Raw genomic sequence first — 23,560 nt, forward strand, 5'->3', positions numbered from 1 at the left:
CTGGCAGCCAGACGCTGTCAGGCCACTTGTTCCTTGGCCAGATTGACCAGAATGATGCCCGCGATGATCAGGCCGATACCGCTCACGGCCATTAACGTGGGCACCTGTTGATAGCGAAACGCGGCAATGACAGTGATCAGCGTAATGCCCAACCCTGACCACATGGAGGTGATCAGGGACATGGGCAAGTCCCGTTGTGCATACCCCAGGCAGACGATTCCGAGCCCATAGCCCGCGATAGAGGCAATAACCGGGACCCAGCGGGTGAAGCCGTTACTTTCTTTCAGTGCTATGGTCGCCACTGTTTCAGCGACAATTCCTGCAAGCAGGAACAAATAGGCTTTTATGAGCATGGCGGCAGATCGCTTTTCAGGCATTCAGGAAGGGAGAGAAATGATGCGGTCGGCGTAAAACCCGTTGAACGGGGTGCGCAAGGACACCGAGTAAGCGCCGGTCGATTGGAATTCCAGCCAGTCGCTTTCCCTGATATCGCTGGCGAGCGTGTAGGGAAAGGCCAGGCGATCCATGCTGTCGCAGGTGGGGCCGAAGATATTGAACGTGTTTTCCGCTGCACCGGTGTAAGGGGTGCCGTCTCGCCACACGCGTGCGGGAAATTGCAGCCACTGCTGGGCTGAGAGCAAACCGCCAAAAATACCGGCACCACAAAAAACACTGTGTTCGCGTCTTGAAAGCACCCGTGCAAATAGCGACATGCCGCCGTAGACCAGGCCACGACCCGCTTCGCAGATCAGGTTCAGGTCCTTCAGTGTCGGGCTGGTCTGGATATGCTCGCAGACTCTGCCAACCAGGTCTGGCGTATTGCCCATGGAGTTCAGGTAATTGCCCGGAAACCCGCCACCGATATCCAGGTGCCTGACGTGCTCGGCGGTGTCGCGCACAATGGCATCGGCGTCATTGAGGGCAGCGAGCCACGGGCCGTCTTCAATGGCTTGCGAACCGACATGGAATGACAGCCCGAGTGACCAGTCAGTGCTGGACGCCACTTGATGCACCAGTTGCGTCGCTAACACCGGACTTGCCCCGAATTTTCCTCTGAGATCATAAACCGCCGTCGACTCGGAGGATGCGTAGCGCACGAACAGGCTGATCGTGCTGTCGCGCTCGGGCAACACGTCCCGCAACTTCGAGAGTTCCTCCTCACTGTCGAGCACAAATGAACGCACGCCATACCGATAGTAGGCCTCGTGCAGGCAATGGCGGGACTTCACTGGGTTCATCAGGTATTGAACTGCGTTGGGCAGCGTGTTGTGTACCGTCTGCACCTCTGCAAGCGACGCCACGTCAAAATGATTGATACCGCCCTGGCTCAAGGCTTCAAGTACCTGCACAAGTGGATTGGCCTTCATTGCATACAGCACGGTACCTGGAAAACAGCCACTGAATTGCTGCGCATTCCGAGTGATCCAGCGCGGGTCAACGGTATAGAAGGTGTCGTTAGTGTCGTCGGCTAATTGTGCAAGAAGTGTGTCCACGTTGAACTTCCCTGGCTTCGAAGTGTGAGCAGAGTTTGAGCAAGCTTCGTGCCACTGCTTTATCAGGCGGCTGAACAAACTTAACGGCAGTGATCTAATAAACATGTATACAAGACGATAAGCCAAAACAGTGCGATTTCGACGCTATTGAGTCGGCGTGGTGCAGTTGCTTACGTGCCCTGAAATAATAAACATGGATAGCACTTTGCTACTTTTAAAAGTGGCTTATACATAATTCGATACATATATTAAAGTTGTCATATTTCGAAGGTTTACGAAAAAAAGTCAGTGAATTTAAAAGCTTGCTGATCTTTCGGTCACGCTTCAGACCGGCGTTGGCGATTATCTGGCACCTTGCCAATACACGATGATCAATAACGGTGGCACGCCACTTGCTGGGTACAACATCGTGAAGTAATGGGGCTTGTTCCATTGCGTCAGCGCTCGCGTTAACGACGACGAAGTAATTCATGGTCATGGATCAGGCAGGGGGTTGCTCGGCAAGCCGAATAGCAGCCCCAATGAAGTCACCGTTATCGAGTGGAAGGTGTACATGGATTTTCGTGCTTTTTATTCAGGCAACGCCCTGCAGTTTCTGGCCTCGCGCCAACTTGCTTTTTCCGAACTGGAAGAGGTTGTAAAACGCCAGTATGCCGATGCACAACTGGCGCTGATCAGCAGCTCTCCCGTACATGGCATCGCTAATGCGGCCAGTGATATAGACCTGATATGTGTGACTGATGATCGGCAGTCCGATCAATCGATGGCCTCGCAGATTTACCACAATGAACACCATATGGAAGTGGTGGCATTTGCCCGCGAAGAAGTTCACAACGCGTTCTCCCAACTGGCGACGGACGCACACAAAACTACCGCACAGAAACTCGTTGCGTTCAAGCAGTGGGACAAGCAGCAGGCGGTATCGCGAAAGTACCTGGAGCGCTTGGTCTGCGCGGTTTCGACCGATCAGTCGCTTCCTTATCTGGACAGTCAGAAGGACTTGAGTTCGATCTGGTCGGTGGCAGCGTTCGATGACTTCCGCCAGAGCGCCTGCTTTTCAGTGCTGGCCTGGCGCAGTGGCGAATACCGCGCGGCCGCCGCCTATGCCTGCAACGCCGCACTGTTTCTGATGAACGCGACGCTGGCCAGCCACGGCTGGGTCAACTCCAATCGCAAGTGGACACTCCTGCGATGGGACCGCGCGCTCAACAGGTACGGCATGCTGAATGACGACGGCCTTGCCCGTGCCATCGGGCAGCTGTGGCAACGCGCCTATCCTGCCTGCCGCAATGGATTGCAGGGGGCAGGCCTCATGCAATTGTGTGAATTGACCCAGCTCGCCGAGCAAACCTTTGCCTGCGAAGCGGACTATGCCGCGTTAAAACCAGGTATCGAGCGTTCCGCCGCCAGTGCGTTTTTGCCGGGGGTCGACTTTGTGCTCACCGACGATCAACAGGCGACGCTATTGGTACGTGTGGATGTGCCAGAGCTATCCAGCACCCGCCCGATCGATCTTGCCGAGCAATCCCCCGAGGCTGCCGCCTGTCTTCTGCGCGCTGCGCGTGCCGGACTCGTCAGCTTCTCACTCAAGGATCACAACCCGATGCAGGGAGCACACGCATGAGTGCAATTTCAGCACAGGCCGCCGGTCGCCAGTGGTTTCCCCGGCTGAGTGGCGGCTATGTATACCCGGCAGGGCCTTACGCGCAAAAGCTGATATCGGTGGCCTGGTTGCTGATGACCGAGCTTGAAGCCTATCTGGAAGACCTCGAAGGCGCAGCGAACGAGCCTCAAGTGGTGGATGCGCTGAGAATCAAGCTGGCTGAATTGATGGTCGACATTGACTGCCGACTCGCCGGTGCCGACACCCCGAACGAGTTACACCAGTTCGCCTTGTTCAGTGAATACGGGCTCACAGACGTCATTGCTCACTCCGGGCCAGTCGCCGTCGAATGGCTGGGCGTCCCCACGGATACCGATGCCGACCGGATTGATGAGGCAAGCCGGTTGATCGAGCTGTTCAAGGAAGTTCTGCAAGCCTTTCCCGGAAAGCTGTTCAACCCGTTGCTGCCGGGCACTCAGGGCCAGGTCCTGCGGACCCTGCGTGACTGGGACCGCTCCTGCCGACTGGCAGGACGCGATGCTGCCTTTCTGGCTCCTTTGATGAGGTCTCTATGAACAGTCATGTCATGACCGCGCCTGCAGTGCCGGTGCGCAAATCATCGTTTGTCGAGCGTTACGGGGCGGTATTCGGCCGTGAGCAAGGCCTGATGCTGCGAATGGCAGGGCTTACCGCAGCCGAGTACTCGGCCCAGGGTTCGTGGATAACCGACGATACCGGTCGGCGCTGGCTGGACTTTGGATCGTTCGGCCTGCATCTGCTGGGCCATCGGCACCCGGAGGTGGTCGCTGCTCTAACGCGGCAGGTGACGTCGCTGGGCCTTTCCAGCCGGATATTGGCCAACGAACCCAGCCTCAGTGCGGCTGAGCGCCTGGTGGCCAGTGTCGGTCGGCCAGGTAATGGCGTGCTGTACGGCAACAGCGGTTCGGAGGTCATCGAAGCGGCGCTCAAACTGGTGCGCATGCAGACCGGCAAGCGGCGAATCATCGCTTTGACTCATGCTTATCACGGGCGTACCAGCGGCGCGCTGGCGGTCAGCTATGGCTACAGGGGCCACGCCTCGCTGATGCATGCCGAAGATGTGGTGTTCATCAATGCCGGTGATCTGGACGCTGCACGCAAGTCACTGGCAGAAGGCGATATTGCTGCGGTCATCGCCGAGCCTGTTCAGGGAGAGGGCGGAATCAGGCCGGTGGACCTGAGCTTTCTGGGAGAACTTGCCGGGCTATGTCGCGAGCATGACGCGTTCATGATTCATGACGAGATTCAATCAGGCCTGGGGCGCAGCGGGTCGCTGGTCTGCGGAGCGCCAGCCGACATCATCGTGTTCGGCAAAACCCTGGGCGGCGGCGTGTTCCCGGTGGCCGCCGCCATTTACGACAGCAGCCGGTTCGGCGCACCCGCGCGTGATCCGGTTGTGCATGCCTCGTCCTATGCGGGCAGCGCCCTGGCCGGGGCAGTGGTCAACGCGGTGCTCGACGTGGTTAGCAATCCCGCATTCTGCGAACGCGTCAATGAGCTGGGGCAAGTGGCCATGGAAATCCTGCGCAAACGTCTGCAGGACTGCCCGGCGGTGGCTGAAGTACGCGGTAGCGGCCTGATGATCGGTGTGGAGTTCACTTCCAGTAACTATGTGGCGCAGACCCTGATCGAGGCCGCACACCGCAATGTGCTGCTGGCTTTCTGCCTGAGCGCAACCCGGGTACTGCGGGTTTATCCCGACGCGACCATCACCCGGGACGACCTCGAACAGGGCATCAACAGTTTCTGTGATGCCGTCGACGCGGCCTATCGTTCCATCCAATGACGGAGAGTTCCTATGCCTGATGTATCAACCAGCGTGCTTCTTGGTGACTTCGAGCCTGGCGAAGTGTGGCCGATCCTCTCGGACTTCGCCCGCTATCCCGACTTCATGAGTGATGTGCTGGAGGTGATCGTTCACCCCCGGCAGAGTGAATATGTCTCCAGTACGTGGCGAGTATTGATTAACGGCAGCGAGCTGACCTGGACCGAGCAGGACTGGCTGGTGACGAACGAGCGCATCGAGTTCAAACAGACCGATGGCGACCTTGAGGTCTGGTACGGCGAGTGGCTGCTGATACAACGCGCCGATGGCTTGCATGTGGACCTGAATGTCACCTTCGACCTTGGCATCCCATCGCTGGCCGAGGTTTTGCACCCCATTGGTGAACGCGCGATTCGCGCCAATAACATCCAGATGCTCGACGGTATACGCAATCAATTGCTCGCTTGCCGTCATCAGCGGGTTGCGGCAGGGGGCTGTTGATATGCGTTCGACACTGATCATCACCGGTGCCAGCGGCGCACTGGGCTCCTGGTTCGTGCGCGACTGGCTCAGTCAGCATCCGGAGTCGCATGTCATAGCCTTGTGTCGTTCCGGGCAAGCTGCCAGTCGCTGCCTGCAAGACCTGCCGGCGGACAGCCGCTCGCGGCTTGAGTGCCGGATCGCCGACCTTACAGATGCCGCTTCCCTGAATGCGCTGGCGGACACCATGCCAGCCATCGAGAGCGCCACGGCGGTCCACCTCGCTGCCGATGTGGCCTGGGACAAGACGTTCGAAGAGATGCATGAGCTGAATGTCGAAGGTGCGCAGCTGTTCTGCGGTTTTGTCCAGAAACTGGTGCGCAAGCCGCACTTCATCTATGTGTCCACGGCTTTCACGCAGTGTGAGGGATGGACCTATCGCAACGGTTATGAGGAAAGCAAGGCCGCTGCCGAGCGGGGGTTACGCGAAACCTTCGGCAGACAAATGCCGATTTCCGTGTTCAGTTGCAGCCTGGTCATCGGCGCTACCAGCGACGGCGCAATCAGCCGTTTTCATGGGCTGTATCCGTTGATCCGCTTCATCAATTCCTTTTCACCGCCGTTTCTGGTCGGCAACCGCGAAGGGCTGTTTGACCTGGTGCCTATCGACTGGGTGGTCGACGAATTGATCCACCTGGTCAGTCATTGCGTTGCAGGTGGCGACGCGCGCGAGGTTGTGGCGTCGGCAGGAGATACGCGCCTGCCTTATGAGCAGGTAATCCGCATCATCGAGTCGCGTGTCGACCATGCGCGACAGGAAGCGGGCGTGGCACCGTTGACGCCGGCACCGATCCTGCGCAGTCGGCAATGGGCGTTCCTCAAGCGCTCGTTGGTTGCATGGCGGCCGGAGGGTATTTCAACCCGGGATTTCCGCTATTTCGAGCGCCTGTTACAGATCTATGGCGTGTACGCCGAAAGCGATCTGGTCAGACCCCCGTTGAATGTCCGGCACCCGGCACCCAGCGCAGAAATATTTTTACCCAGAGCGGTGGATTACTGGCTGGCTCATGCGCCCGATGCGCGGCTCACCCTGGACAAGCTTGTCGCGAAATCAGCGGCAATGCACGGTTAGCAGGCCCTTTCAACGATTGAACGGGAGACGAAAGATGGAAGACACAATCGAACTCGACACGATGGACAGTGGCGCTTACGACCGACGCTCCGAGCGCGCTACGCTGGCACGTGACAACCTGTCACTGACCTCGGATCTCAAGCAACTCAGCAATTGGCGGCAGGCATTGCAGATAGGCGTGCAGTGGGCGGTGATCGTCGCCGCAGTCACGCTGGCTGAAGTCAGCGATTCGACTCTGGTTTGCATTATCGCCGTAGTCGTCATTGCGACGCGACAGCACGCGTTGCTGGTGCTCATGCACGACGCGGCGCATTTGCTGATCAGCCGTGACAAGCGGCGTAACGACCTGATCTCCAACGTCTTTCTGACGTTCCCTTTGACATTGAGCACGTCACGTTATCGGGCTCACCATATTGCCCATCACAAGCACCTTAATACGCCGACCGACCCGGACTACGCCGATGCGTTCGCACCGCCAAGTTCGGGGTTGTTCTGGCAGGCCTTGCTGCGCGACATCAGCGGGTTGTCGACCCTGCAATCGTTACGCACGATGGACAGTTTCAGCGTGATCGGGCTTTTCACCAGCCCTTCGCCCGCGACGCGCACCGAGCGCTATCAGGCTTTGGCTTTTTATGCCTGTGCAGTGCTGCTCATCAGCGCTTTCAGTGTCTGGCCGGGCGTGCTGTTGTACTGGCTGGCACCGCTGGTGTTCTTTCTTCCGCCGATTCTGCGCATTCGCAGTCTGTCGGAGCATGCCGGGCTCTCGACCCGGAGCGTGAAGCGCGATGCACGCAGCGTCAGTCCGGGCTGGCTGGAACGAGGATTGTTTGCACCGTGCAATATCAACAGGCACTGGGAGCACCACCTTTTTCAACAGGTCCCCAGCTATCACCTGGGCACCTTGTCCCGACGCCTTGCTCAGCGCCTGCCAGGCTCGGCCGCCGCCTGCAACACCGAAGGTTATCTCTGGGGCGCGCGCAGCATGCGGGCCGAATTGTACGGTGCGAACGGACAGGCACGCGCCGTGGCGTCTCTGGATCAGGAGGCTTGAACCCATGATGCTGACCGGTTCTGAAATAGTGAAAATGCGCGAGGTCGGCAGTGTCGTCATCGAGCCTTTCGACCCCATTCATGTAGAGGTCAATTCCTACGGCTGTCACTTGGCGGATCTGCTTCTGGAGTATCGCAGCGACCGCATCGATCCTCACGGGGAGCTGGAGGTGGTCGAGCATCATATTCCGCCAGAAGGCTTTGTGTTGTACCCCAACCGCTTTTACCTCGGCGCCACGGCCGAGCAGATCGGCGGTATCGATTTTGCCAGTGAGCTTTACGCCAACGTTTCCACGGCGTCCTGTGGCGTTTTCATTCAGACCAGTGCGCCGCTCGGCCACACCGGCGCGGCCATCAGCTGGACCCTGGAGATTGTCGTTACCCAGCCGGTGCGGGTCTATGCCGGCACCAAAGTGGCCAAGGTCTGCTTCTGGGCAAACTTCGGCCTGACCACCTGTTATGCGGGACGCTACTTGGGCTCCAAGAGCACCGTGCCCTCGAAAATCATTCTGGATTGACCATGATACTGACCGGTAGTGAAATCGAAAATCGTGTGCGTTCGGGTGAAATCGTCATCAGTCCGTTTTCCCATGAGAACGTCAACCCCAACAGTTACAACTTCCGCCTGCACGATCAGATGAAGGTCTACGAAGACGATGTGATCGATGTGCGCACCGAGGCGGCCACCCGAACCATCGAAATCGGCCCCGAAGGCTATGAATTGCAGCCCATGAAGCTGTACCTGGCCTCGACCATAGAAACCATGGGCAGCACCCATTTCGTGCCCACTTATGCGGCGCGTTCCTCGATTGCAAGACTGGGAATGTTCATCAACCTGTCGGCCCCGCTGGGCGACATCGGTTTCGTCGGACGCTGGACCTTGCAGCTGTATGCGTTGAACCGCATCCGTGTTTACCCCGGCATGAACATCGGTCAAATGATGTTCTGGAACGTCAAAGGCGATATCGAGCTGTATTCCGGGAAGTATCAGGGCGCGACCGAAGCCTTTGCGTCACGCATATTCATGGATTTCGAAAAGGCGCCACGCCCACAGCCGCTGGTGGTGCCCAATCTTGCGCCGTTTCCGGTTCTGGCAGCCCAGGAGGAGGTTGATGCAGTCCCGGATGCACTGGCCAGTGGGCCCGTTCGAAGGGCCACTGACCTTCCACTGATAGCAGGAGGCCGTCGTGTCCAGTAAATACTCAACCCTGCAAAAGCTTGCCGCTACATTGCCGGTGCCGCCCCTGAGCGCTCTGGACGATGCAGACTACCGCGTGCTCTGGCACGACTTCGCAGACCGCAAAAAGGCTATTGAAGACACGCTGAAAACCGTGCGGATCACCGCAGGTGCCTTCCTTGACGAACACATGGACAGAATCGCCCGGCTGGCCGAGTTTGAATGGAGTGAGGCTGCCGACAGCCATCTCCAGGCGCTGCTTGAGCAAACGGGCTTTGATGCCGGCAGCGAACTTGCCGTACGTTCTTCGGCGAATATCGAAGATGGTAATCAGCACAGTTTTGCCGGGATTTTCAGCACACACCTTTCGGTGCAGGGGCTACCGGCACTCAAGGCTGCGGTGCTCGATGTATGGCGCTCCGGAGTTTCCCGCCAGGCCATTCTGGAACGCTTGCGAGCGTCGATGCTGGAAACGCCGGTAGAGATGACGGTGATCGTGCAACGCATGGTCAAGGCCCGCTTCGCAGGCGTAGCCTTCAGCCATGATCCGTTGAGCGGGGAGGCAGTAACGCTGATTGAAACCGTCGCATCGCTGGGCGAAGCGATGGTCTCCGGGGTAGAGAAGGGCATGTCGGCGCGCGTCAGCGACCAGCAATTGCTGGGTTGTGATGCCGCGCTGGAGCCGCACAAGGCGTTGCTGCTGGAGGTGGCGACACTGGCTGCCAATGCATCTGCGGCGCTGGGGCTGCCCGCCGATATCGAGTGGGCGGCTGATGACCAGAAACTCTGGCTGCTCCAGGCAAGACCCGTCACTAGCCTGCGCGAAGCACGCAGCCTGGAGCCGGTCCTGGAATGGGCCGAACTGTATATCGCCAGTGATGAAGCACTGATGGATTTCCGGCCATTGCCTGCCTTTGCGCAGTATTTCCGAAGCAAGCGCCGCCCGCTGGCGTTGTTCGCGCAAACCCACGGCGTTTCTGCGGGCCAGGCGCTGTTGGTCAAGGCAAACCGTCAGGGGCTGGTCGAGCCAGCGATGAGCCAGCTGCTTTTGGACCGACTCAACACCGATCAGGTCGTGCTGGACTTCTCCGATCATGTACGCCAGCAGATCCTCGAGCGTGGCGCATTGCGTGAGCGCCTGCTTGAGCTCAGTGATGAGCGGGTGGTGTGTTTTGTGGTCCGCGAGTTTCTGAAAGGTGAAACAGGGCTCATCACTCAGGCGTGCGATGACGGCTCGACGACCTGCGAATGGTCATCGGAAGGCTTGCTGGCGATCAATCGCGGCATCGCCGGGACGCAACGCGCCCGGCTGGTAGCGCACGACCCGACTGGCCCGGCAGATGCCCGGCAATTGCACAGCATTACTCACGCCGCCGGCGAACTGTTGGGCTCGGTGCAACTGGAGTGGGTGAGGGCCGGGCAGCAGTTGCACCTGATTGATTTCTCGCCGTTGTCGACGTTCGTGCAGGTAGAGGACTCAACGGAAATCCGCCTCATTTCTCCGGGTTATGCCGACGGGCCGGTGGTTGTAGTAACTGCCGGTCGGCAACTGGAAGAACTGAGTATCTCAGCCACCGTGTCGATCAACTCGATCCCCACGTCCAGCTCTCTGGGGGCTGAACTGGAGGAGCTTGAGCGACAACTGCGTGCTCATGACGGACAAGCCATTGTGGTCTCGCCACGCCCCTACGCGGCACTGGCGGCGTTGCTGCCGTTCGCGCGCGGTTTTGTCTTCGAGCAGGCGTCCATGCTTTGTCATCTTTCGATCCTCTTGCGTGAACACGGCATCCCCGCCGTGGAGTCCGAGGCGCTGTATCAACAGGGGCTGGCCGGACAACGGATCACTTTCAGCCAGAGCCCGAAGGCGCTGCCTCACGCTGTCAACGAAGTACGGGAGCTACAATGACTACGGATATTTCACTGCTGTTCTTCGATCCGCACACCCTCAACGGCAGCCTTGATTCTGCGCTGGTTGCCATTGTCGACACAGAGGCTGCTCGAGCCCGTCACTCGGACAACGGTCTGTTCATCCCCAGTGGTACGTTGCATGCGCAGTGGCTTTCCAATGCCCATCACATGCATGTACCCATGCCGATGAAGGACTTCGACTTTCAAGTCTTCAATGCCGGGCAGCGCAAGCGTACGCAAGACAGTCGCTCACGCATGCATGTGCTGGACCCGACGCTTCACCGTCGGCCGTCCGATCAGGCGCTGATGGCCACTCTGGCGGTGACGCATCACCTCGGTAAATGCAGCGTTTATCACTATATCCATGAGGGCGAAGCCGGGGCCTTGTTCCTGCACCTTATGGATGTCGAACCGGTAGAACGTGCTTCCTGGAGGGCCTGGCAACGTTTGGCCCGATCCGCTGCTGCGCGTGTGGCTGTTTCGCAACCGATGCTGAGTGATGACTGCTGGTACGTGCGCTGGCGGCCGGAAATGGAGCTGGAACGTAAATTCACCTCGTTTCAGATACCTGACATGTGGCAGTTGTCCACCGCGATGCACAAAGCGTTCGGAGAGGGCGCTTTCAAGGACCTGGTGCTGGAAATCGACCGTGACTTTCAAACCTACGATTATGAATCGCACATTTTCGAAGTGACGGGCGACCCGCTCGAAACCGGTTACATCTCGTTCATTCCTCAGGCCGATGGGCTGATGGCGGTCAAACGCAAATGGTTTCTCGAAAACGCCGAATTGCGCCGCGAAGACTTCAACACCGATCAGCCGGTGGCGTTTGCCGATATCGAAACTCACGCCCGCTCGATGACCTCGGCAAATCTGTGTCGGCTCAAGCCGTTCAGGCGCACCCGGATCGACATCAATTTCGAATCGCTGAGGACCGGCAATGGTTTTGGCGCGTATTTCGATGTCTGCCGCATGGTTGACGGCAGCGCAGAGTTTGCTCAGGTCGAGGTCGAGTATTGCCGCAGCAGGACATTGCACACGCTACGTGAAGTTGAAGAAGACTTTGAAACCGTATCCAACGTGATGCGCGATTTTCTGGCGGAGCGAAACCTGCCGTTTCAGCAGGATCTCTATTCGAAACTCGACTTTGCCCGTGAGGCGAGTCGGCTCTGAATTCACTTTGCCGGGGAGATAATCATGTCGCAATCCACGACCACGCAAACGGCTATTGTGTTTGGTAGCTGGAAGATCCGCCATCAGGAGCCGTTCGGCAGCGATGACCACACGTTGTATGCCATTGCTGCGGACACGGCATTGCTGGGCGAGCTGACCGCGGTCGCTGACCTGCGAGGCAGCCACCGGGTTCTGGCCCGCTGGGACGCCGATGGGGCAATGCTTCTTGATGATGAAAACGGTGATCTGGGCGACGAAACTTGCCACAACCTGTCCGGAGCCGCCATCCCGCTTGCGGTCATCACGTTACAGGCGGACCACGTGTATATCAGTCACTTGCTGAATCGCATTGATGTGCATCGTTCGCTTTTCGTACAGCCTCCGCTTGAGATCGAGCAGCCCGCAGTCCCGCAGAACCTGTTGATGGCGCTGCGCAACGCGTTCGAACGTAACCACCTGGCGATCAACAATTGGGAATGTCGCTACACCACTACCGAGCAGACGTATGTCGAGTCCTTCGAGCTGGCGCCTGATTGCCATGCGCGGATGCTCGGCGAGGCCTGGTTTGATGCCAGTTTCAGCCCGGCAATGGCGCCGTTCACCAGTCAGTGCGGTGACGAGTTTCAGGTCTGGGATCATCAGGTTACCGCCGCCCGGGATGAGGACGGGGGCTATGTGTGGGTCGAACATTGCAGCCGCAAACGCAAGCTGGCGGTCAATGAACCCATCGTGCAGTTGTTTCGCAGTGCGTCCGGGAGCTTGTCGGGCACGGTGAAGCACCTGGCGCTGGGCTCACCGACGCTGGAGGCCATGGCCATGAGCGTTGACAGCACATTGCAGGCACTTGGCGAGTATCGACGTTATGCATTCAGTGCGCCGTGCGAATCGGTGCAAAGCGGCAACCTGTTCGTGATCACGTTCGAGACCTGCACGCCGCTAGCTGCGCATTCGGTAAGTACGACACGCGGTGAAGTGCGCTTTCTCAAGTCCCGAGGCGTAATAGACCCTCAGGCAATTAACGCCGATCTGCACGAGCTGATGACGCGTCTGCACGCGTTCCTGGACGAGCGTCGCCAGGAATGCTGGCCGCTGGCCGACCGTTTTGCATTTCTGCACTCGCCATCGCCTTTTATCACCACCCGGGAGAGCCTGTACTCATGAGCCGCTATCTTTGCAATGGACGCTATCGATTCGAACTGGATGATCAGACCTCGGGCTCCGCGCTGGCCCAGCGGCTGCGAGTGTTCCTGGCACCTTACTTTGCCGAAGTCGCGGACGACGGCCAGACAACGGTCGATTTAAGGGTCCGGCTGCACGACAGCACCGCTTTCAAACCGGAGTGGGTTGGCCTCTGCGTCACCCCCGACATCATCCGCGAAACCTATGCCCCTGGTTTTACCCTGCGTGTTCTGCGTGGCCACGACCCGCAGACCGGTCTGGACTACGCCTGGGATGCCGATACGCAGGTCGGCTACCGGATTGACCGGGCACGTCACACTGTTGATTTTCACGGCGACGAAAGCGCATTCATTCACTTGATCGAGCTGGTGCGCTACTACGGCCTGCTGGTCGAGCAGGCCAAAGGCAGTGTGATCATGCATGCGTCGGCGGTGGTCGGGCCGGACGGTGGAATCGTTGCCATCGGCGGTGCGAAGGGGGCCGGCAAGACCACTACCATGCTGGACCTGGTGCTGTCCGAGGGGTATCTGTACTTTTCCGGTGACAAGCTGTTGCTGGACTGTATCGACGGTCGGGTTCGTGCCCGTGGCTGGCCGGACTACCCGCATGTCGGTGTCGGCACGTTGCGTACACACCCCGAACTGGCCAAGCGGCTCGATCTGGCTGCGGTGGCTGATGACCTGTCGATTGCACACACCGAAAAACGCCTGTGCATGCCTGAAACCATGCGCGCCGCACTCAAGGCCAGTCCTGAAGGCTGTGGCTGGCTGCAAACAGTCGTACTGCCCAATGTCGCGGCGCGGGGTAAGTTGCAGATCCATGCAATGGGCCGCGATGCGATTCTGGAGCAAATCCACTCGCCCACGCTCTTCGAGTGGCCGCACCGTTTCGTGACCTCAACCTGGCACGGCCTGCTTGACGCCACTTCGCTGACCGATACCGTGCCAGCGCAGATCGTCCGGGGGCTGCTCGGCGTGCAATGGCAAAGTCGTGTCGGCGTGGCGCGTGAACTCATCAGCGCCTGAGACAAGGAGATTCCATGAACCACGCTACCCAATTGCGTCTGGCGCTGGTGGCCCCCAGCGGCTCAGGGAAGAGCACAACCGCTCAGTTGCTGCGTGAGCATTTCGAAGAGGCCGGGCTGTCGGTAGAGGTCATCAAGCTGGCCCAGCCACTGTATGAGTTGCAAGGCCTGTTCTACGAACAGGCCGGGGTGGAGCTGGCAAGCGGCAGTCAGAACCAGCGCCTGCTGGAGTGCATCGCGCGCGAACTAAGGGTTCTGGACGGTCAGTCGCTGGTCAAGAACTTCGCACGGCGGTTGCTGCAGTCGCGTGCGCAGGTTGTCATCAATGACGACCTGCGCGATGACACCGTCGACTGGCCGTATCTGTATGAGCAAGGCTTTCAGGTAATCAAAGTGCTGGCCGATTCATCCTTGAGGCAATCGCGTCTGGGCCAGCGCGGCGATATCAGTGTGGTGGAAAACAGCGCGCTTGACCTACAGATGCGCCGGATCGACGCGGATTACGTACTGCCCAATAGCGGTTCGTTGGCGCAACTGAAGCAGCGTGTTGCAGTGGTGGCCCGATGGGCAATGCACGGTGCTCAACGGCGGATAGCTTCATGAAAGGTGTTGATCCGTTGATATGGCTATTGATCGACGGGCTGTCGTGGGAGCTGGTCAACCGTTATCGGGCAAGAAAACCTGAGCAGCCCTCTGCGGGCTGGCCGTTCTACCCGCTGTTGCCGTTGTCGCCCAATTGTCAAACCCCGCCATCATTGCTGTCGATTTTCAGCGGCACACAGGTCAGCGAGCACGGTTTGACCGGCTATCTCGTCCCCGCGCCGACACCTCGTAACTGTCTGGCCGTGGCGGATGCCTTTCAGGCCTGGCCGCGCGATATCGACATGGTCTGGGACGAATGGGCTCGCCAAGGCATCACCTTTCGCCTGTGCGCGGTGCCCTTTGTCCAGCCGGACAGGCTGGGCAGCGCATTGCTCGGGCAAAGCTGTGTCTATGAGGGCTTTTCCGTACCTCCCGAGTTGATCGAAAACGGCGGGCACCTGCGCATCGAGAGGCTGGAAATGGCTGCCAGGGTCAGCTCGCGCGAGGGCGGCGCAATGCTCGACTGGCCAGAGGAGGATGGCCGTGCCCCCTGCTGGTTGCCGCTGGGCAGTACGGTGCACTTGCCGCTGCCGGAGAAAGGGCCTGGCAACGTTTGCAAGGCGATTGCGCTGCGTGCTGTATGTGTCGAGGACCGGATAAGTGTGGTCAGTTTCGGCTACCAAGAGGTTCAGGCGCTGGATTTGCAGAGCGACAAAAGCAAGGCTTATGTGGCCAGAGACCTGACCGTGCTGTATCGCAGCGGACAACTGGGCAAGCGGCTGGATGAAGGCGGGCAGGGCACAGCGGAGTGGCTGTTGCTGGAACTGATGCGGGAGATGCATGAAAGCTTTTGCAGCGACATTGTCGGCGCAGTCCGTGCGGGTGATGCACAGCGAGTCATCGGTTATTACCCGGTGGTCGATCTACTTTCGCATCATTTGCTCAAATACCTTACGCCAGACTGGGCCAGTGAGCGCATGCGCGAGGTCGGGCAACAGTTGTTCGATGAAGTATCGGGTTGGGTCGACGAGCTGATTCAGCGCTGCATGGATGCGGCGGGTGGCGAGGTACGCTGCGTCGCTCATTCGGATCACGGCATGGCCCCGGTCCATCACGACCTATACCCCAATGCATTTTTCGAGCGTCAGGGCTGGCTGGTCTATGACTCGGCGGGCGTGCCGGATATGCAAAAAAGCGCAGTAGTCTTTCATCCGGCAGACAACGGTCTGCTGCTGTTCCATGAGGCGCGGCTCGCGATGTCGGGGCATGACCCTCGTTCAGTCACCGAAGCCTGGCGGCAAAGCCTTGCGCAGCCTTTTCGACATGAATGGACGATGTTCGAGTGTCCGGGCGAGCAGTGTTTCCCTGAAGGCTGGACGGGCTCCTGCTACTGGCAGGCTCCAAGAGGGTCCCGACTGGTTGCGGCACGTTCAGAGCACTGTGTCCGCCTCAGCCGTAAAGGTGGCGACCACACGGTGTGTGCCTCTGACCCGTGGTTGCGTGGTGTAGTACTGGATGCCAGCAGCACGCCATTGCCATGTCCTGCCAACGCTGAACTGACATTGCCCGAGATTCGCCAATGGCTGACCGCCGCGTTGTGAAACCTGCCCCGATCATTTCAGCCACAGGGAGCTTATCCATGAATTTTGACAGCCTGCTGTTGGACATCGACGGCACACTCATGCTCAAGGGACAGCCTTTACCCGGTGCAGCCGAGGCACTGAGTTTCGCCAGAGCTCAAGGGCTGCGCCTGCAACTGCTGACCAACACCACGGCGAAGATGCCGGTGGATCTGGCGCAAGAGTTGTGTCGGGCCGGAATCGAGGTGGCCCCCGACGAAATTCAAACCGCTACAACGGCCTGTGTGGGCTACTTGCAACAGCATGCGCAACTCAAGTGCCATCTGCTGGTGCCCGACTCGATCAGAGCGGCCTTCAACGGCATTCTTACAGACGATACAAACCCTGACGTGGTGGTCATCAGCGATATTGGCGAGGCATTCGATTACGCCACGCTGAATCGCTGTTTCCGCATGCTGCGGGGCGGCGCTCGTCTTATTGCGTTGCAAAAAAACCTGTTCTGGTTTGATCACGACGGCGAACGCCTTGATTGCGGAGCTTTCATCGTCGGTCTTGAGGCCGCAGCGCAGGTTCAGGCGCTGGTCATGGGCAAGCCGTCACCCATGTTCTTCAACGCCGCCTTGCGCAAGCTGGATACCTGCGCCAGCCGCACTCTGGTGGTGGGCGATGATGTGCTGACGGACTGCGCCGGGGCGAAAGCCGTTGGTGCCAGCAGCCTGCTGGTGCGTACCGGAAAATATGATCCGGCACTTTTTGATGCCCATAGGCAAAACGTGGATGCGGTGATTGACGGCATTGCAGATTTTCCGCGCTGGTGGGCCTCCGGCAATGCCGCAGATCGTCATGACCAACGTTAAGTAACCGGATTACAAGGACGAATCATCAATGCAGACAGCATGTGCCAAAAAGTCGAAAGAACGCCCGGAAAACATATCGGAGCGGATTTACGCCCGGATCAAAGAGGACATTTCCGAGTTTCGCCTATTACCCGGCGAACGATTTACTGAAGGTGAAGTGGCCGAACGCGTTCAGGCCAGTCGTACCCCGGTCAGGCAGGCATTGTTCCGGCTGGAGCAGGAAGGGTACGTGGAGGTTTATTACCGAAGCGGCTGGCAAGTACGTCCCTTTGATCCCCGACATTTCGAAGAGCTGTACGACGTGCGTGTGGTGCTTGAACTGGAGGCGCTTGCCAGGCTGGGCTTGATGGACCTGAGCGTCGAGCCGCTGATCGACGAACTCATACGCACCTGGCTGGTGCCGAAACATGAGCGATTGAGGGACACCGATCTCCTGGCCGGATTGGGCGAGCGGTTTCATTGTGCGTTGGTAGAGGCCGTGGGTAACCGGGAAATGGCGAGGCTGCATTACGAGATCACCGAGAAGACCCGGACTATCCGGCGTCTTGAGTTCAGCGCCTCCAGAGTCGATGCAACCTACGAAGAGCATGGCAGCATTCTTCAGGCCCTCCTGCAACATCAACCTCAGCAGGCTCAGCAGTTGCTGGAAGCGCATGTCGAATTCAACAAGGAGGAAGCGCACAGAGCCACCCAGCATGTTTTACGTCGCGCGCGGCATTACGCCGAGAAAAGCCGCGAGCCCGCCAGGCTGCGCGTGCAAACACAATGATTGGTGGCTGCGGTGCTGCGCGTTTCGGTTATTTAATGAATCACCGATAGCGCAATGCCTCCAGCAACAGGGCAAACGCTGGCGATGCCTGGCGTCTGCTCGGGTAGTAGAGGTGGAAGCCGGCAAACGTCGGCGACCAGTCTTCGAGCACCTGAATCAGGCGTCCGGCTTCGATGTGTTCGGCGACAAGGTCATGCGGGATGTAACTCAGGCCGACGGTCTGCCCACGCTGACACGGCGGGCAATGGCTTGCCCTATGGAGCTGGCACCGATGACTACGGTGACTTTTCTCGGGTCTTCATGAACAGTTCCTCGGTGAAACTCGGACAAATGCGCTGTAGGCGCACCTTCAGCGTGATGTCCGGATCACCTTATAGCGCTGTCATTTGGTCAACAATGGGGTGTTATCGGTATAGGCTCATGAGCTCAGCTCATGAGTAAACATTGAAGAAGACGCTCGTACAATCAGGTATCAGTATTTCTGCTTGAGCCTCGACCACATCAACGAGGCAAGCGAGCGGGATGCCATGAGCTTTTCCTCGGCTCGAACTGCAGAGGGCAAGGCATGCCAGGGTATGCTGGCGGCTCGGTGGTGCTGCAAGTGCAGGTTGATGTGGTAGGGCCAGATGAAAAACCGCCCCAGCCAACCGACGCGCCAGGCGTATGTCCATTCTTCCCAGCCAGGTGTGACGCCGGGGCCGCCGCTATGCTCGGCCATGCTGCGAATTTTCTGCAGCAGGGTGCCGACCGTAATCAAGGGCAGGAACCACAGCATCGCTATCAAACCGAACGTTTGCGCCGAGCATTGCCAGATGAGCGCGGCGACAATCATCAGCCAGATCAGCGCTGCCGCAGTCAGCGGGCGGGTGATCGCTGGCGGCGCGCCTCCTGCGGCCTTGTAGGCGGCAATATTGCGCAGCGTATTGATCAGCAGCAAGTCTCCCAACAGTTGTCTGGCCAGCAGCTTCGCGGTTAACGGCCGGAAATGCCAAGGCTGGCGGTAATAGAGAAAGCGTCGTTCCGGGTCCTGTTCGGTACCCGCGTGCTGGTGATGGTCCAGGTGCAGGGGGCGGTAGAATTCGATCGGCACCAGGCCTGGAACACCGATAGCCAGATTGATCAGAAAGTCGTTGATACTGCGCTGTCGAGTCAGGTGGTAGTGGGTTGCATCGTGATACAGCACGAACAACGCGTGCTGTCTTGCCGCCACGACGAGCACCGTCAGCAGATAGAAGCGCCAGTCTGCGAGGTAAATCGCGACACGAATCGTGACCAGTATACACAGCCATTCGAGCAGCATTGCCGATAGGGTGCGCATGTCCACCGCACAGCGCCTGAGGACCAGAGTCGTCATGCCGCATGCCAGACCGATGATCAGACCATAGACCATGTCGGTGAAGACATGCTGCCCGGTGGTCATCACCGTCAGCATCAGCACCGCGCTCCAGAGGGCAAATACCCAGGTGGATCGCAGCCGCAAACCGCCCATGACGACGCTGATTGCAACGGGCAACGCTACATGCCCGCTGGGTGAGGCCGCCAGTGGCGCATCGAGCCGGTACAGCCAGTCGAGCCACGCAGACCCGGTTTCAGGACGCAGGATCATGGTCGGCCAGAACAGGTGGCTGATCAGGCACAGCCCAGCGGCCAGGGCGCCAGCGAAAAAAACCGGCAGCAGCCATGAGGACTTACGGCCCATGTACACAAGCACTGGCATCACCAGCGTATAGCTGAGATACAGCGGCAGCGTGAACGGCAGCAAGGGCATATGAAGGTCGACGATGCCTGGCTCGACGAGCCTGACAGCGCCCATTGGAACGTGTGTCACCAGAAAGTACAGCAGGCCGGTGACCAGCAGGTAGACCAACAGCCAGGTAACGGGGCGATCAGTGCTGGACGTGGCGCAGTGATGAGGATGCATGGATGCGAAGCCTGGTTCATTCAGTACGTGCACAAGCGAACACCCGGACAGGCCAGGCTGTGCGCAGCGATGATTTCAGAAGAAACGGGACATTGTGCGGAGAGACTGATTGCCCTCGGCGGCCCGGCAATTCAGAATCCGGTCATTGTGTTTCCATACATCGAAGGCCTCCATGAGTTTGTGCGCGACCGCCGTTGGGCGCCCCGATTTACGATCAGATGATATCGATCGGATGTTCGAGATTTATTCTGCCTGCTATCAGGATACCTGCCGGGCTCGATTCGAGCAGGACCTTGACGACAAGACGCATTGCGTCGTTCTGCGTGACACCCATGACACGATTATGGGGTTCACAACGCTGAAACTGTTTGAAATGAGCTGGGACAATCAGCCCTGCAAATTCGTTTTTTCCGGGGACACTATCATCACCCCTGAACACTGGGGCAGCCAGCAACTGGCCTTCGCCTGGTCACGACTGGTGGGCGACCTGTGGCGTCAGGCTCCCGATGTTCCCCTGTACTGGTTTCTGATCTGCAAGGGGCACAGAACCTATCGCTATCTGCGGGCAATGGTACTGGATTACGCACCGCGTGCGGGTCATTCGACAGCGCCTCGTGTCCAGGCCTTGATGAATCACCTGGCACATACGCGTTTCGGCGATGCCTACGACCCGGCAACCGGTGTGCTTTCATTCAAGACACCGCAGGGCCGCCTCAGCGCGGAGCTTGCACTGATCTCGGAGAATCACGCGAAGCTGCCGGAAGTCGAGTATTTCCTGCAGAAGAACCCTGGTTACGCCGAGGGCGATGAACTGGTCTGCCTGTGTCGTCTCACCCCCGAAAACCTGCGGCCGCTGGCTCGACGGCTGTTTATGACCGAGCAGTGTTCGGCGTGCTGATTCGTCAGGCCGGTGCGGCGGACAATTCGCAACTTCTCGACTTTCAACGGCGACACACGATGCGCGGGAGCATGCCGCTGCGTTTTGACCGCAGCCCGGATTACTTCGCCCTGCATCGCTGTCATGCCGACGATCAGCGCACCTGGATAGCCGAAAGCCCGGACGGTGAGCTGCGCGGCGCGGCGAGCCTGGTGGTGCGTGATGGCTACCTGCACGGTGGTGTCGAGCCGGTCGCATATCTGGGCGATCTGCGACTGACGCCGGATCGCAGACTGTCCGGGGCATGGATGGCCGAGGTAGCGGCGCGTCTCGCGGATCTTTCCCGTGAAACAGGCGTGCAGCATGCCTATTGCTGCATCATCCGTAACAACGCCCTGGCGACCCGGTCGCTGCTGCGAGGACGACGAGCAAACCCGCTGAAACTCGCACACTGGCGTGGCTACAGTAACGTCTCAGTGTACGGCCAGCGTGGCTTGAGTAGAGTTCCCCGTACGAGCGCCAAGGTGAGGGTGGTACGCGCAGCTCCCCGGTATCTGGATGCGCTGAGGGCGTTTCTCGATAGCGAGTCATCCCGACAATCGTTCGGTTGTGTGTTCAGCGAGGCGGAATTTGAGCGCAGGCTGAGTCAGTGGCCGGATTTCGGCATTGACTCGTTTCTGCTGGCTGTCGATGACCGCGACAACCTGCTTGGCTGCGTCGCGCCCTGGGACGCCGGGAAGATAAAACGTATCGTCGTCGAACAGATGCCCCTGACGCAGCAGTTACTGCGCCTTGGCTACAATGCGCTCGCACCTCTGGCAGGCCGACCGGGTATCGCCGCGCCTGGCCAGGCCCTGCGGGATATCTACCTGACCCATCTGCAGGTTCGCCATCGTGACCCCGAGGTGTTTTGCGCACTGCTGGATGTTGCCTGGAAGCAGGTCCGCAACGACTATTCGCTGATGCAATTATGCCTGTACGACCAGGACCCGCTGTGGAAGGCAATGCATCGTTATCACGCCTTTTCCTTGCCGATGGACCTTTACACGGCACCCTGCGGCAGCCACGCAGCCGACTTTAAAGAGGCTTGTGCGGCGAGTATTCCGGGCTTCGAAATCTATCTGGTGTAGAGCGTTCTGGCGCACGTGTCTGGTGCAGGACGTCCAGCAATGTTCGCCAGAATCTCGCCGGGTCAAAGCCTGCGCCGCCCAGTATTGGCTGACCATGATCCAGATCCGGCAGGCAGATCTGCGGTACGCCTGGCAACGACAGGTTTTCCATATAGAACTGACCGTCATGCGCATGCCCGGGACGCAACGCATTCAGGCGCTGATGGTGAGTATCGAATTGCGAGCGGCGCGCAGCGGACCAACTGACGACATGCAGGCAGTGCAGCTTGTCGGGCAGGGCAGAGAGCATTTTGGCAACCTGTGGATCGCGACTGCTGCTGATGTCCCGGGTGCCAGCAGCCAGCGGAGCGCTGTTGATCATCGCCTGACGGAATCTGTCCATTCGGTAACTTCTGCCAGCGCCGGCGGCACCGTGGCCCAGCAGCGTATCAATGATCGGCGATGGTCCTGCGGGCGGCTGCACCAGAGCGATGCCGTCACAGGCGTCGAGCAGGTTCTTGTTCTGTGACAGCGCTGCCAGCGTATCCAGACCACCCTTGCTATGAGCCAGCACCACAAAGCGCTGGTCTGGCTTGAGTCTGCTGCCGAGTAGGGTCGCAATGTGCCTGCCTTGCTCAATCACACCGCGCGAAGAGCGCACCGGCATGCGCAGGACATCGTGCCCCGCAGAGGTGAGGGACCGGGCACAGGCGCGATTGCAGTAGAGGATGAATTCCGAGTAAAGACCTGCAACCAGCACGACCAGGGTGTCTTTTGGCAGGGCGGGCAAGGGCGCTTGCCAGCGCTGCAGGAACAGATCGGTCCAGTCCAGCTCCGCAGGATGACGCACGAACGCTGTAGCCGGGAAATGCATTTGCCATTCCTCGAAGCCCTCGGGTTCCCAGATCGTCCTCATACGAGCCGATCCCGGAAGCTGCCTTCAGCGCTGTTCATCAAGCGCCTGGCGAGCGTTGTCGAGCAGCTCACGTGTGTCGATTCGGTCAGGATGGAAGCCAGGCACGAACCAGAACAGCCCGGCAGGCACGATGCGCGAAAGCAGGCCCGGATTGACGAACAACCACCACTGCAGGCGCAGCCATTCGCGCCAGTTGCGGTGCTGCCGGTCCCCGCGCACGAGGTGATAGGTGAAGTAAGTAAGGTCGAAAGTGAAGTACACCGAAAGGCTCGTCATCGCTACCCAGCGAAGCAGGTAACGCCGCAGCGGGTTAGGTTCCACCTTGCACAGCACGTCATAGGCCACTGCCTTGTGCTCGATCTCTTCCATTGCGTGCCAGCGCCACAGGCGGGCCATCGTTGGGTCGGCGCCCCCCATGAATGCCGGGTTTCGCAGAATCTGCTCGGACAGTATTGCTGTGATGTGTTCAAGGCTGGCCGTCAGTGCCAGACGAAAGCTGGCTGGTAATCGCTCGCTTTCCTTTCTGCGCCGCAACAGCATGCGTTCCAGTTTTTCGACCGGTGCGCCCTGTGCGCCCAGAAGCAGGTTATAGGCACGGTGCTCGCGGATGTGCGACGCTTCCTGATAGACGAAATCGTCGACGGCCTTTTCCAGAGCGCTGCCTTTGTCGAGCTTGTGGCGAAAATGCACCACACTCTCGATGAAGATTTTTTCCCCTTGGGGAAACATGAACGACAGACAATCGAAAAAGCGCGTGGTGTGCGTCCGGCCGTCATGCCAGTAGCGGGGGATACTGGCATCGAAGGTGAAGCGTATTGATCGGTGCGCGATTACCTGCGGGGAAAGCATGGCCGCCGAGCGTCTGGACAGAATTCGTTTGAAGAGCGACATGGGGCTCGGCTTAGCGTGATGTCAAGGTGCACAGT

23 protein-coding genes and 1 pseudogene are annotated in these 23,560 nt (G+C 59.0%); 18 read left to right on the top strand and 6 right to left on the bottom strand.

Features of this window, described 5'->3' with window-relative positions; all coding sequences use genetic code 11:
- Positions 1 to 17: 17 nt before the first annotated feature.
- On the bottom strand, positions 18 to 353 hold the full coding sequence (locus RYC17_RS21700) for a DMT family transporter (RefSeq protein WP_004662130.1): 336 nt from the start codon (positions 351 to 353) through the stop codon (positions 18 to 20).
- Positions 354 to 377: 24 nt separating this feature from the next.
- Positions 378 to 1,493: a decarboxylase gene (locus tag RYC17_RS21705; protein ID WP_058401531.1), complete on the bottom strand. Its 1,116-nt coding sequence runs from the start codon at positions 1,491 to 1,493 to the stop codon at positions 378 to 380.
- 553 nt (positions 1,494 to 2,046) lie between these two features.
- Between RYC17_RS21705 and RYC17_RS21710 the strand changes: the two genes are divergently transcribed.
- The 16 genes from RYC17_RS21710 to RYC17_RS21785 are packed head-to-tail and all read left to right on the top strand — an operon-like array spanning position 2,047 to position 17,811.
- Positions 2,047 to 3,117 (top strand): DUF6001 family protein, encoded by a 1,071-nt coding sequence (locus RYC17_RS21710; protein WP_058401572.1) that lies wholly within the window; start codon positions 2,047 to 2,049, stop codon positions 3,115 to 3,117.
- A complete protein-coding gene (locus tag RYC17_RS21715) occupies positions 3,114 to 3,671 on the top strand; it encodes a DUF6031 family protein (RefSeq protein WP_057403033.1) in 558 nt (185 codons plus the stop codon). The genes RYC17_RS21710 and RYC17_RS21715 overlap by 4 nt, the downstream gene beginning before the upstream one ends.
- Positions 3,668 to 4,921, top strand: coding sequence for an aspartate aminotransferase family protein (locus RYC17_RS21720; protein ID WP_058401532.1), 1,254 nt, complete (start codon positions 3,668 to 3,670; stop codon positions 4,919 to 4,921). The genes RYC17_RS21715 and RYC17_RS21720 overlap by 4 nt, the downstream gene beginning before the upstream one ends.
- Positions 4,922 to 4,933: 12 nt before the next feature.
- Positions 4,934 to 5,401, top strand: a complete 468-nt coding sequence (locus RYC17_RS21725; RefSeq protein ID WP_058401533.1) for a type II toxin-antitoxin system RatA family toxin — start codon at positions 4,934 to 4,936, stop codon at positions 5,399 to 5,401.
- Between the two features lies 1 nt (position 5,402).
- Complete coding sequence (locus RYC17_RS21730) at positions 5,403 to 6,512, top strand: SDR family oxidoreductase (protein ID WP_316904437.1); 1,110 nt, start codon at positions 5,403 to 5,405, stop codon at positions 6,510 to 6,512.
- Between the two features lie 34 nt (positions 6,513 to 6,546).
- The gene (locus tag RYC17_RS21735; protein ID WP_057403036.1) at positions 6,547 to 7,563 is read left to right on the top strand and encodes a fatty acid desaturase family protein; all 1,017 of its coding nucleotides are present in this window, start codon (positions 6,547 to 6,549) and stop codon (positions 7,561 to 7,563) included.
- A gap of 4 nt (positions 7,564 to 7,567) precedes the next feature.
- On the top strand, positions 7,568 to 8,080 hold the full coding sequence (locus RYC17_RS21740; RefSeq protein WP_004667600.1) for a dCTP deaminase domain-containing protein: 513 nt from the start codon (positions 7,568 to 7,570) through the stop codon (positions 8,078 to 8,080).
- Between the two features lie 2 nt (positions 8,081 to 8,082).
- On the top strand, positions 8,083 to 8,760 hold the full coding sequence (dcd, locus tag RYC17_RS21745) for a dCTP deaminase (protein ID WP_057403037.1): 678 nt from the start codon (positions 8,083 to 8,085) through the stop codon (positions 8,758 to 8,760).
- A complete protein-coding gene (locus RYC17_RS21750; protein WP_316904439.1) occupies positions 8,750 to 10,645 on the top strand; it encodes a PEP/pyruvate-binding domain-containing protein in 1,896 nt (631 codons plus the stop codon). Before dcd ends, RYC17_RS21750 begins: the two co-directional genes overlap by 11 nt.
- Positions 10,642 to 11,820 (top strand): hypothetical protein, encoded by a 1,179-nt coding sequence (locus tag RYC17_RS21755; protein ID WP_057403039.1) that lies wholly within the window; start codon positions 10,642 to 10,644, stop codon positions 11,818 to 11,820. The genes RYC17_RS21750 and RYC17_RS21755 overlap by 4 nt, the downstream gene beginning before the upstream one ends.
- Positions 11,821 to 11,844: 24 nt before the next feature.
- On the top strand, positions 11,845 to 12,981 hold the full coding sequence (locus RYC17_RS21760; RefSeq protein WP_316904440.1) for a hypothetical protein: 1,137 nt from the start codon (positions 11,845 to 11,847) through the stop codon (positions 12,979 to 12,981).
- The gene (locus tag RYC17_RS21765; protein WP_316904441.1) at positions 12,978 to 14,024 is read left to right on the top strand and encodes a hypothetical protein; all 1,047 of its coding nucleotides are present in this window, start codon (positions 12,978 to 12,980) and stop codon (positions 14,022 to 14,024) included. Before RYC17_RS21760 ends, RYC17_RS21765 begins: the two co-directional genes overlap by 4 nt.
- A 14-nt stretch (positions 14,025 to 14,038) precedes the next feature.
- A complete protein-coding gene (locus RYC17_RS21770; protein WP_044321502.1) occupies positions 14,039 to 14,626 on the top strand; it encodes a dephospho-CoA kinase in 588 nt (195 codons plus the stop codon).
- Positions 14,623 to 16,206: an alkaline phosphatase family protein gene (locus RYC17_RS21775; protein ID WP_219171606.1), complete on the top strand. Its 1,584-nt coding sequence runs from the start codon at positions 14,623 to 14,625 to the stop codon at positions 16,204 to 16,206. The genes RYC17_RS21770 and RYC17_RS21775 overlap by 4 nt, the downstream gene beginning before the upstream one ends.
- 38 nt (positions 16,207 to 16,244) lie before the next feature.
- Positions 16,245 to 17,042: a TIGR01458 family HAD-type hydrolase gene (locus RYC17_RS21780; protein ID WP_057403044.1), complete on the top strand. Its 798-nt coding sequence runs from the start codon at positions 16,245 to 16,247 to the stop codon at positions 17,040 to 17,042.
- Between the two features lie 28 nt (positions 17,043 to 17,070).
- On the top strand, positions 17,071 to 17,811 hold the full coding sequence (locus RYC17_RS21785; protein ID WP_058401539.1) for a GntR family transcriptional regulator: 741 nt from the start codon (positions 17,071 to 17,073) through the stop codon (positions 17,809 to 17,811).
- A 40-nt stretch (positions 17,812 to 17,851) separates the two neighbouring features.
- On the opposite strand, the pseudogene RYC17_RS21790 reads toward RYC17_RS21785, so the two are convergent.
- Both RYC17_RS21790 and RYC17_RS21795 read right to left on the bottom strand, forming a co-directional pair.
- A pseudogene (locus RYC17_RS21790) lies at positions 17,852 to 18,025 on the bottom strand (LysR substrate-binding domain-containing protein); the annotation flags it as partial.
- Positions 18,026 to 18,283: 258 nt separating this feature from the next.
- The gene (locus RYC17_RS21795; RefSeq protein WP_057403046.1) at positions 18,284 to 19,732 is read right to left on the bottom strand and encodes a fatty acid desaturase; all 1,449 of its coding nucleotides are present in this window, start codon (positions 19,730 to 19,732) and stop codon (positions 18,284 to 18,286) included.
- A gap of 232 nt (positions 19,733 to 19,964) precedes the next feature.
- Here RYC17_RS21795 and RYC17_RS21800 point away from each other — a divergent pair, with 232 nt between their 5' ends.
- Both RYC17_RS21800 and RYC17_RS21805 read left to right on the top strand, forming a co-directional pair.
- A complete protein-coding gene (locus tag RYC17_RS21800; protein WP_057432522.1) occupies positions 19,965 to 20,630 on the top strand; it encodes a hypothetical protein in 666 nt (221 codons plus the stop codon).
- Entirely contained in the window at positions 20,624 to 21,739 is a 1,116-nt protein-coding gene (locus RYC17_RS21805; RefSeq protein WP_058409386.1) for a GNAT family N-acetyltransferase, read from the top strand. Before RYC17_RS21800 ends, RYC17_RS21805 begins: the two co-directional genes overlap by 7 nt.
- On the opposite strand, the gene RYC17_RS21810 is transcribed toward RYC17_RS21805, so the two are convergent.
- Entirely contained in the window at positions 21,687 to 22,634 is a 948-nt protein-coding gene (locus RYC17_RS21810; RefSeq protein ID WP_316904443.1) for a hypothetical protein, read from the bottom strand. The genes RYC17_RS21805 and RYC17_RS21810 overlap by 53 nt on opposite strands.
- Positions 22,635 to 22,658: 24 nt before the next feature.
- Positions 22,659 to 23,525 (bottom strand): metal-dependent hydrolase, encoded by an 867-nt coding sequence (locus tag RYC17_RS21815; protein WP_316904444.1) that lies wholly within the window; start codon positions 23,523 to 23,525, stop codon positions 22,659 to 22,661.
- Between the last annotated feature and the right edge of the window lie 35 nt (positions 23,526 to 23,560).

This window comes from Pseudomonas syringae group sp. J248-6, assembly GCF_032586995.1.
Lineage (GTDB): Bacteria > Pseudomonadota > Gammaproteobacteria > Pseudomonadales > Pseudomonadaceae > Aquipseudomonas > Aquipseudomonas amygdali.

What these genes read in the sequence shown, in the direction of transcription:
- RYC17_RS21730 (WP_316904437.1), top strand. Translation starts at nt 5,403, where the DNA reads ATGCGTTCGACACTGATCATCACCGGTGCCAGCGGCGCACTGGGCTCC.
- dcd (WP_057403037.1), top strand. Translation starts at nt 8,083, where the DNA reads ATGATACTGACCGGTAGTGAAATCGAAAATCGTGTGCGTTCGGGTGAA.
- RYC17_RS21795 (WP_057403046.1), bottom strand. Translation starts at nt 19,732, where the DNA reads ATGCATCCTCATCACTGCGCCACGTCCAGCACTGATCGCCCCGTTACC.
- RYC17_RS21815 (WP_316904444.1), bottom strand. Translation starts at nt 23,525, where the DNA reads ATGTCGCTCTTCAAACGAATTCTGTCCAGACGCTCGGCGGCCATGCTT.
- RYC17_RS21770 (WP_044321502.1), top strand. Translation starts at nt 14,039, where the DNA reads ATGAACCACGCTACCCAATTGCGTCTGGCGCTGGTGGCCCCCAGCGGC.
- RYC17_RS21755 (WP_057403039.1), top strand. Translation starts at nt 10,642, where the DNA reads ATGACTACGGATATTTCACTGCTGTTCTTCGATCCGCACACCCTCAAC.
- RYC17_RS21800 (WP_057432522.1), top strand. Translation starts at nt 19,965, where the DNA reads ATGTTCGAGATTTATTCTGCCTGCTATCAGGATACCTGCCGGGCTCGA.
- RYC17_RS21735 (WP_057403036.1), top strand. Translation starts at nt 6,547, where the DNA reads ATGGAAGACACAATCGAACTCGACACGATGGACAGTGGCGCTTACGAC.
- RYC17_RS21785 (WP_058401539.1), top strand. Translation starts at nt 17,071, where the DNA reads ATGCAGACAGCATGTGCCAAAAAGTCGAAAGAACGCCCGGAAAACATA.
- RYC17_RS21720 (WP_058401532.1), top strand. Translation starts at nt 3,668, where the DNA reads ATGAACAGTCATGTCATGACCGCGCCTGCAGTGCCGGTGCGCAAATCA.
- RYC17_RS21775 (WP_219171606.1), top strand. Translation starts at nt 14,623, where the DNA reads ATGAAAGGTGTTGATCCGTTGATATGGCTATTGATCGACGGGCTGTCG.
- RYC17_RS21810 (WP_316904443.1), bottom strand. Translation starts at nt 22,634, where the DNA reads ATGAGGACGATCTGGGAACCCGAGGGCTTCGAGGAATGGCAAATGCAT.
- RYC17_RS21760 (WP_316904440.1), top strand. Translation starts at nt 11,845, where the DNA reads ATGTCGCAATCCACGACCACGCAAACGGCTATTGTGTTTGGTAGCTGG.
- RYC17_RS21740 (WP_004667600.1), top strand. Translation starts at nt 7,568, where the DNA reads ATGATGCTGACCGGTTCTGAAATAGTGAAAATGCGCGAGGTCGGCAGT.
- RYC17_RS21725 (WP_058401533.1), top strand. Translation starts at nt 4,934, where the DNA reads ATGCCTGATGTATCAACCAGCGTGCTTCTTGGTGACTTCGAGCCTGGC.
- RYC17_RS21765 (WP_316904441.1), top strand. Translation starts at nt 12,978, where the DNA reads ATGAGCCGCTATCTTTGCAATGGACGCTATCGATTCGAACTGGATGAT.
- RYC17_RS21710 (WP_058401572.1), top strand. Translation starts at nt 2,047, where the DNA reads ATGGATTTTCGTGCTTTTTATTCAGGCAACGCCCTGCAGTTTCTGGCC.
- RYC17_RS21780 (WP_057403044.1), top strand. Translation starts at nt 16,245, where the DNA reads ATGAATTTTGACAGCCTGCTGTTGGACATCGACGGCACACTCATGCTC.
- RYC17_RS21715 (WP_057403033.1), top strand. Translation starts at nt 3,114, where the DNA reads ATGAGTGCAATTTCAGCACAGGCCGCCGGTCGCCAGTGGTTTCCCCGG.
- RYC17_RS21700 (WP_004662130.1), bottom strand. Translation starts at nt 353, where the DNA reads ATGCTCATAAAAGCCTATTTGTTCCTGCTTGCAGGAATTGTCGCTGAA.